The organism is Vibrio sp. 10N.237.312.B06 (assembly GCF_041464685.1).
Lineage (GTDB): Bacteria > Pseudomonadota > Gammaproteobacteria > Enterobacterales > Vibrionaceae > Vibrio > Vibrio tasmaniensis_A.
On record NZ_JBFSPI010000063.1, the window covers coordinates 21,641 to 30,116 of the forward strand.

10 protein-coding genes are annotated in these 8,476 nt (G+C 42.2%); 1 reads left to right on the forward strand and 9 read right to left on the reverse strand.

Annotated elements, in window-relative coordinates; translation table 11 throughout:
- Nucleotides 1–16 precede the first annotated feature (16 nt).
- The 9 genes from AB6C75_RS16330 to AB6C75_RS16370 form a co-directional block, all read right to left on the reverse strand.
- On the reverse strand, nt 17–484 hold the full coding sequence (locus AB6C75_RS16330) for a cold shock domain-containing protein (protein WP_012603768.1): 468 nt from the start codon (nt 482–484) through the stop codon (nt 17–19).
- Between the two features lie 86 nt (nt 485–570).
- The gene (locus tag AB6C75_RS16335) at nt 571–783 is read right to left on the reverse strand and encodes a hypothetical protein (protein WP_009846555.1); all 213 of its coding nucleotides are present in this window, start codon (nt 781–783) and stop codon (nt 571–573) included.
- Between the two features lie 221 nt (nt 784–1,004).
- Nucleotides 1,005–1,505 (reverse strand): opioid growth factor receptor-related protein, encoded by a 501-nt coding sequence (locus tag AB6C75_RS16340; RefSeq protein WP_372108211.1) that lies wholly within the window; start codon nt 1,503–1,505, stop codon nt 1,005–1,007.
- A gap of 462 nt (nt 1,506–1,967) precedes the next feature.
- Nucleotides 1,968–2,441: a response regulator gene (locus AB6C75_RS16345; protein WP_102569486.1), complete on the reverse strand. Its 474-nt coding sequence runs from the start codon at nt 2,439–2,441 to the stop codon at nt 1,968–1,970.
- Nucleotides 2,428–3,783, reverse strand: coding sequence for an ATP-binding protein (locus tag AB6C75_RS16350; RefSeq protein WP_017090756.1), 1,356 nt, complete (start codon nt 3,781–3,783; stop codon nt 2,428–2,430). The genes AB6C75_RS16345 and AB6C75_RS16350 overlap by 14 nt, the downstream gene beginning before the upstream one ends.
- A gap of 6 nt (nt 3,784–3,789) precedes the next feature.
- Entirely contained in the window at nt 3,790–5,208 is a 1,419-nt protein-coding gene (locus AB6C75_RS16355) for a DASS family sodium-coupled anion symporter (protein ID WP_372108214.1), read from the reverse strand.
- Between the two features lie 285 nt (nt 5,209–5,493).
- On the reverse strand, nt 5,494–5,874 hold the full coding sequence (locus tag AB6C75_RS16360; protein WP_009846550.1) for an MmcQ/YjbR family DNA-binding protein: 381 nt from the start codon (nt 5,872–5,874) through the stop codon (nt 5,494–5,496).
- 27 nt (nt 5,875–5,901) lie between these two features.
- A complete protein-coding gene (locus AB6C75_RS16365) occupies nt 5,902–6,378 on the reverse strand; it encodes a MazG-related protein (RefSeq protein ID WP_372108217.1) in 477 nt (158 codons plus the stop codon).
- Nucleotides 6,379–6,473: 95 nt separating this feature from the next.
- Nucleotides 6,474–6,950 carry a GNAT family N-acetyltransferase gene (locus AB6C75_RS16370; RefSeq protein ID WP_372108219.1) on the reverse strand — a complete coding sequence of 159 codons (477 nt, stop codon included), beginning with the start codon at nt 6,948–6,950 and terminating at the stop codon, nt 6,474–6,476.
- Nucleotides 6,951–7,441: 491 nt separating this feature from the next.
- Here AB6C75_RS16370 and AB6C75_RS16375 point away from each other — a divergent pair, with 491 nt between their 5' ends.
- Entirely contained in the window at nt 7,442–8,398 is a 957-nt protein-coding gene (locus AB6C75_RS16375; RefSeq protein WP_372108221.1) for an IS110 family transposase, read from the forward strand.
- Nucleotides 8,399–8,476 lie beyond the last annotated feature (78 nt).

The following is an 8,476-nucleotide window of genomic DNA, read 5'->3' on the forward strand; positions in this document are numbered from 1 at the left end:
GACTAGTAAACAGGCATCAATAGTGACTGCAGAACTGACTCTCGCAAGGAATACCATCACGATCACCATCTATTTTCACATTGGGACAGTTTGCCAAATAAAACTTTGCTTCATCACAAGATAACATCTCACTGCAGTACATTTTTCCTTGGCAGCTAAAACCCATACTCTCATATGCCGGATTTAACTTTGGCTCTAACAAAAAAAGATAAAAAGCTGCCCCTATAAGACCAACGATAAGTGCAGACAAAATAAGTGATAAAGGATTGGATTTGAGTGGTTCTATACCAACTAACTGAGCACTCGAAGCGCTGAGTTTAGAAGAACTATGTGATAGTTGAAATTCAACGCTATCTCCCACTTTTGGAGAACGATAACCCTTTCGAAATTTGGATATATGAACAAAAATATCGCCCTTTAATTCATCTGAGTTGATGAATCCAAACCCCCTCTCATCAACCCATCGAACAATTTTTCCATTCATAACTATTCCTCTCCAAACCGTCTCTTGGTCTTAGTTCAAATCACTAACAATATTCCGTTACGCTTAATAGGGTTCAAGTTTTCCCATTAAGGACTCTTAACTTTACCCATTTTAGTCAGGATGCCTTTGCCCTTCTCATAAACAAAAGATAAACCAAAGTAGACTGAAACCCACAAGACAAAATCAAGAGCGGCTAACTTGATATCAAGTGGATCTGAAAAGATGTTATAGGTGTGCCCAAACTTTGCTTCAATTGATTTAACTAAAATCACTGTAACGATAAAAATCACAATCCTCATGGGCTTTCCTATCTATATCTTTAAACTAAATCGTACACATGCGTGTGGATATTGTTTAAGTTATTCCAAGTATATAATGCGTTTATAGCCCTACATGTCGTTGGCTTTTTCTATAAACCAAGTGCCTTTACACGGGCCATTGGTTAAATGCCAACGACCATCAAATCTATTGCCACTGCCATGTGCTGAAAATCGATAATCCCACTGGCTATTGCGGACTTCTAACCATTTAACGCATTACGCCAATATTGCACCGTTTTATCAGAGACAGAACCGGTTTCGTTCGCTGATGCGATCAAGAAGCCACATAAGTTGGTTGCAACTTCCTCATTGCCTAACAAATATAAACTACGAATAGCTCGCGTTAACCTTAGTTGGTTATGATCATGGTTTTTAAGCCATACATGATTTGCGGGGCTAAGCGGTAACAACGAAGATATTTCGATACCCTCTCGCTGCATGCCCCAAAACTCAAGCATCAGGTCAAGCACTTGTAGATGAGCTGTGCGGAGCTCTTCTGAATTAGCAAAAAGCGCCCTATCTTCTTGAGTAACTAACGGCGCATGTTGATTAAACTTAGTCCCTTCATCTATTGGGAAAAATACTTGAATGTACTTATGGTCATGCTCCAACCAAAAATGATTGTAAGCCAACAACTGTCCTATATTTCGACCAAACTTATCCGGCGCTTCACCAGATATAAAGCGAGCAATCTCACTCATTTTCAAATCCTACTGACTATAAACCCCCACTTGTGGGCGAATGCATTATTACGCAGTAAGCCGTGAAAAGCCTAGTCCTTTACGTTGTAAGTACCGATCTGACTTCGAACTCCACATACCTCGCATTAGGAATCACATTTGAATACTTTCGACTTACTTTTCTAACAAAAGACACTGATATTCTGCGACACATTTTAGTTCTGCTGCATGTTCAGGGAATCGTTCGTGAAGAAAGCACAACGCATCCGCTGGCGTTGGCGTTGGCGTATGAGTATTAGACTTAAGCCAGCAACCAGTGTGTTAATAGCTGAGTACTAAACCTGAATTACTAAAAGAGATAGGTAAAATATGCACCGAAAGATTACATCTTTCAAAGACAAGATCCTTCAGAAAGCGTCCTTCGGTGCATATAATTTCAAGCGACTGACATAAATGACTAGCGTAAGTCGCTAACATAAGAGACTAACGCAAGCGTCTCAACACAACCTGCTGGTCGAGCTCATTCTGATAATCCGTGTAATCAAGCCCTTGATCAAATATGTACTCAGTGACAAGAGTGCGAATGCATTCAACTAACGTGGTTGCTTGCCAAGGCTTTTCAAAGTAACGGTCGATGCCTGCTGCATTAATCGCATTGATGGTATCGGTATGAGTGGCCTGCCCCGTAAGAAGAATTTTCTTTGTATTCGGAAAGCGGCTGTCATGGAACACTTCAGTGAGTAACTCCACACCCGTTTTCCCTGGCATCACATGATCAGACACGATGACGGTAATGTGTTCGCCTTCTGCGTCAAGTTCATCAATGAGATCAAGCACTTCTTGCGCTGATTCACAATCTTCAATATTCAGCCAACTCGCCAGCGGCTCTAAATCTTGTACCACTGCGCTCAGTACTTCTCTCTGGTCATCGACACAGATTAAATTAAGCTTCTCCATGTTCACCCTCTACTGGTAACTTGATTCTAAATACAGTTTTAGAAGCATCACTTTTCACAATGATACTTCCGCCATAACCCGCCACAATCCGCTTAACGATTGATAAACCCAAGCCCAATCCAAACGATAAACCACCTTTTTTAGTGGTGAAGTTGGGCTGAAATACCTTTCTACGAGTCACCTCGTCTATCTCAGGGCCGTTATTCGTGATCGTAACTAATATTCTTTTCTTACTTAATCTGGTTTGAATTTCTATTGCAGCATCGTCTGAATTCGACATTGCATCACAAGCATTCTTTACAATGTTGACCCAAATCTGAACGAGCTCTGTTTTCGAGCCTTTAAAAGTCGGCAAATCCGCAGGGCTCAATCGCACAGACACTCTACGCAACTCACTTTGTAACAACGATAAGGCATGGTTAATGGAGTCGTTAATATCAACCGCTTCTTCGGTGTCAATATCAACTCTGCCAAGTTGTTTAACCGATTTTACGATGCCAACGGTGTGTCTAGATGCCAAACGTAAATCATGTAAATCACAGCCCATCTGCCAAAAACGAATCGCTTCTTCTGGGTTTTTCAGCCAATGTTTTGAAATAACGTCTGTTGCAGATAAAGCGTCAATTGGAATCGCCTTTGCAAGAGAGCGAGCAATGTTTTTGTCTAAACCATATTTTCTTTCAAATTGTCGCCCACGTGTTCGCGCTTCTGACGACGACGTTTTCTGACCATGCATTAACCCAAAATCGAAAAACTGGCTGGCTTCTGGGTGCACTTCTTCAAGTAGATCCATGATGACCGTTTCAAGTCGGCCAGATTTACTATTTACTACACCAATAGCGTTGTTAAGCTCATGGGCAATCCCTGCAGCCAATTGACCCAAGGTCGTCATTTGCTCAGCAGTATGTAACTTCTCTAGCGCTTTTTGTTTCGCTATCGCTTCTTGTGTTGCACGGCGTTGACGACGCGACAACTCATTGACAATCACAGGTGTGAACTGTGCGGTAAGAGGGCCAAACTTACGTTCATCTTCTGCAGGCGTGTCTTTATCGATCCACGCTAACTCAACATCGGTTTTAGCAACAACCGTTGAAGATGCTGTCCAATTACCTGAAAAGAAGCTATGAACGCCTATAAAAGCCCCACTACCCGCGCTAAATACTCGCACTTGCGGTGTATTCGCTTCGGAATAAAACCCTTCCAGTTCTCCACTAAACACATAATATAAACGAGTGTTTAACGCTGATTGTTCAATAATGGTGTTACCGGCACGGCACGTCACCCGACGTTCTGTCTGATTAAAATAACGATCGATAAGTGCTTCTAGCTTTTGTTGATACACGTATCGTTATCCTATGTGACCAATTGAATGTAGCACCCACACCATAACAAAACTCAGTAGCACACCAACCACACCCAAAATAATACCGATTCTGGCCATTTGATTACTTTGCACATGACCTGTGGCATGAGCCAACGCATTCGGTGGCGTACTGATTGGCAGCGACATACCTAATGAAGCGGCAAAAGTCACAACCAGAATTAACGTTAACTCACCACCTAGTGGCGTGAGTGAAGCCATAGACGAACCTAATGCAGCCATAATTGGCATTAACAAGTTAGCCGTTGCGGTATGAGACATGAAGTTTGCCATTACCAAACACAAGAACGCCGCTCCGAACAACACCACATAGGGCGAGTAGGAATCAAACGGAATGCTGTGTACCACGAGCCTTGCTAAGCCAGTTTTATCGAGAGCTAAACCAAGCGCAATACCACCTGATACAAGCCACAGTACGTCCCAAGAAATCTTTTTCAGGTCTTCTTTATTGATGATCCCTGTGAGTGAGAACACAGCGACAGGAATAAGAGCGACGGTATAAGAGTTCATGCCATGGCTTGAGCCCATTAACCAAAGAATGATGGTCAGCGCAAAAGTGACGTATACCGCAATGGCTTTGGGCGTTTTAAGGAATTTACCTTTGATGCTTAGCTCGATTTTCTTTTGGTCAGCTTTGTACATAAAGCCTATTAAAAACCACGCTAACGCCATCATAATAATGACAAACGGCACACCAAATGCCATCCACTCACCGAACGTAATTAGATTATCGCCAACTAAATATTTAAGTGCGATAGCGTTCGGCGGGGTACCGATCGGGGTACCAATGCCACCGATGTTAGCGGCAACAGGAATACAAAGCGCAAACGCTATACGACCGGGGTCTTTGGGGCCAAACACAGCCAGTACCGGCGTTAAAATAGAGAGCATCATTGCCGTTGTTGCCGTGTTAGACATAAACATCGAAAAGATACCAGTGATCAACATTAAGCCGAGCATCACAAACTTTGGGTCTTGTCCAAATGGCTTCAATAATACACGGGCTAAGTTTACGTCTAATCGATACTTAGTGGCGGCCATCGCTAAGAAAAAACCGCCCAAAAACAGCATGATGATTGGGCTGGCGAATGTCGCCATGATGTCGCTGTATTTTAACAACTCACCAAAATGTTCCTGCCCATGCTCAAACCTTAAAAAGATCAGCCCTTTATCCGACAACATCAATAATTGCAGAACGATAATAACAACAGACGTCGCGTAGATCGGGATGGGCTCGAACACCCAGCACAATGCCGCTAATAAAAAGATCGCGATAACGCGTTGTTGAATAATCGTAAGGCCTTCAAATGGAAACGCTGATAGCGGCATGACGAGGATAATGAAAGGAATTAAAATAGGGATAATGTATTTAATATAGGGGCGCATAGCACAAAAACTCTTCCTGAGATAACAACTACTTAGAAATTAGATTTAAAGTTCTAATTTAGATCCGACAACGAATTATCGACCTCTTATCACTATCTCACTATCGGCTAGATCAATGATTACGTAATCGCGATATCCCCGTTTTCGTTTCTGTGCGCTACCTCTACGTTTGTGTGTCATTTACTGTTGCAATACAACTTGATCAATCTCGTCGCCAGGATCTTCCAAAGGACTATTGGCCTGTCGATAAAGATTAGAAAGCATCACGTCTCTGCCTTGAAGCATTTACGTGCGTGGTTCAGATAGGTGTTCTATGCCCAACTCTCGTTGTTTACGTTTACTTAAACCACTAGCAACAATACGATAAGACTCAGACAAGTAATACTTTAGGTCATCGTCTAATTGACCGGAAGTTTCAACTTGCTGTATCCATTTCATCCCACGGTTAGCAAAGTACGGAGCCGGTTTATAACCCTCACAATCACTGAGAAAATCGTAATTTAAGTTGGATGTCTTAAAAGTGAATGCCGCTTTTTTGCCATCACTCCAACCACCAATGGCAAAGACTTTACCACCCACCTTCCAGACATCTGAATTACCCCATTGAACGACATGACTCGTCCCAGTAAATGTCCCGCAAAAATGGTTAAACTCATCGTAATTCATACTCATTTCCTTATGCACAACCTCGGACTAAATGGCTAACGTCAGTTCTTGTATGTCAATTAGATCGATTTCCCTACCTAATATTCGCTTGTACTCTATTAAATGACGAGCTGAGATAACTGGCAACTCGATACCGAGATAGCTTTTAATGACTGACTCTGAAAAATCGATTTCGAGTTGATGCCAAGATCCATCTAGAGCCGACTGTATCTTCGTATTATGAGATAAACCAATTTCAATTTTTTGGTCTTGGTAAACTAACTGGAAATACTCGAGATCCCAACCGTATTCTGCATAGTGAATTAACGGCTTAGATATGAATTGCGATACGCGAGCCAAAACCTTGTTTGCGTCAAAGTTGTGGATATAAAGGTCTATGTCTGCGATTTCACGATTACCACCATGGATCGTTGCAGCTAGCCCTCCGACAATTTGATACTCAACACCCTCGGCATCCAAGAGTTCTTTGAGCCACTTCAGTGCTACTTTCACTTTTTCACTCATCTAATTCCCTTAGCTGAATTTTTCCTATACCAAAACATCTAATTGAGCAGCAATCATCAGTTATAGGTGCCGTGTACGTTTGTAATGCCGCTATTTCAACTTAAATGGCTCTTTGAATATTCAAACAATTTGAAATCGTCTGATTGGTCTGGCTGAACTTCACCGACTTTGATATAGCCTAACTTTTCGTAGAAATGGTGGTTTCTGTATGACTGATAAGGGGTGAACAAAGTCCAGTTTGTGATATGCGAATACTGGTGTTCAATAAGGCTCATGGCTTGAGAGCCAATATGTTTATTTTGATACTGAACATCAATGTAGAAATATCGGATCTCAATACTGCTCTGCTCACCACACTCTACGCAAATTGCCCCAGCATAGTCGCTGTTGTACAGCACTTTATAAAAGTTGCCTTTACTAACCTCAGCTTGGAACCACTCTGTTGATTCTATGTTTGGCGGGAACGCACCGTATTTTTCCACATCGTCTGCAAATGCGCTGAGTGCCGACCTCTGCAGCTGTTGGATATCGGCAGTGCTGGCAAGTTCAAGTTGGAGGGAGATATCCGGCATAATTATCCTTAATTCATATACTTTCGACCAAGTGCCCATTTATGTAACGCATTGTACCAGCGCAACATTTTCCTTTAGCACATAGATATTATGGAAATATAAACCATTCACACTGCCAATAAAATCGCCAACTTACCAAGATCAAGCATAGCTCTCATGCTTCAGCCTTTGTGTTAGCGAACCAATAAGCTCATTAGCTTTAGACTTAAATGCTTCTGGCCAAATCACTAAGCTCAACAATGGAATGAAAAATGCTAAGCGTTAGGAATCACTCTTAAATGCTTGTATGGATAATAAGCACTCCAATCGGGTAATGTGAGACCCAGGCTTTAGCTGCAACTAAAGCTTTCTATGTAGTAGTTCGTTTAAACGCTGGCTCCTCTATCGAGAGACCGATAACAAACATGAACGCTACATAGAACTTCAAGCATAAACCTCGAATAGTCGACTGGGTCTCGAACCCGCATTACGCAAGCATGAGTTAGCTTATTATGAATACCAAAATCAATCAAAGCATCAACGTTGGAGTTGATACCGGCAAAACCCAATTAGACATCCACATCAGGCCACTAGACCTATTTTTCTCAGTAGAGAACAATGATAAAGGCATCAAAAAAGCACTTAAAACGATTAAGAATCACAGTCCTGAACGAATCGTTATTGAAGCTACAGGCCGATTAGAAATGCCTTTTGTTCTTGCATGTGCAGAGGCTCAATTACCTATTGTCAGAGCAAACCCTGTCCACATAAAACGATTCGCTGGTGCTATTGGCCGCAGAGCCAAAAATGATCGTTTAGATGCAGAATTGATCGCTCACTATGGAGAAGCAATCAAACCAGATCTTACTGTCATAAAGCCAAAAAACATACGACTAATGAGTGACTTAGTCATTCGCCGAAACCAGTTGTTATCCATGCAAACCATGGAAAAGAACCGAATCCAGATACTTCCCGCCTCTCTCCATCCGACTATCAAACCAATGCTAACCACGATAAAAAATCAAATCACCAAGTTAGAAGAAAAGCGCGTTAAACTCATTGAAGATAGCCCTGAATACCAAGCTAAAAAAACAATATTGCAAAGCGTCCCAGGAATAGGAAACATTGCCGCTGCATCAATAATTAGCAACGTACCTGAACTTGGTTACATCACGAATAAACAAGCAGCATCACTGATTGGTGTCGCTCCAATAACACGCGAAAGTGGGCGCTACAAAGGTAAGCGCGTGATCCAAGGCGGCCGAGCGCAAGTACGCACTGTGTTATATATGGCAATGATGTCAGCCATGCAATGTAACACCGTATTCAAATCGACTTATGCTCGGCTTTTAGCTGCCGGAAAGCCTAAGAAAGTCGCTATTATTGCATGCGTGCGCAAGATGGTTGTGATCTTAAATTCAATGCTCAGAGATGGTGCTCTATGGGATGAGAACAGCGCCAAAAATTAACTATTGACGCCATAGTCGTTTGATGAACGAAGCCGCTGCGCGGCAGAGTAAAGCGAGCGCAAGCCATACTCTTGTAAC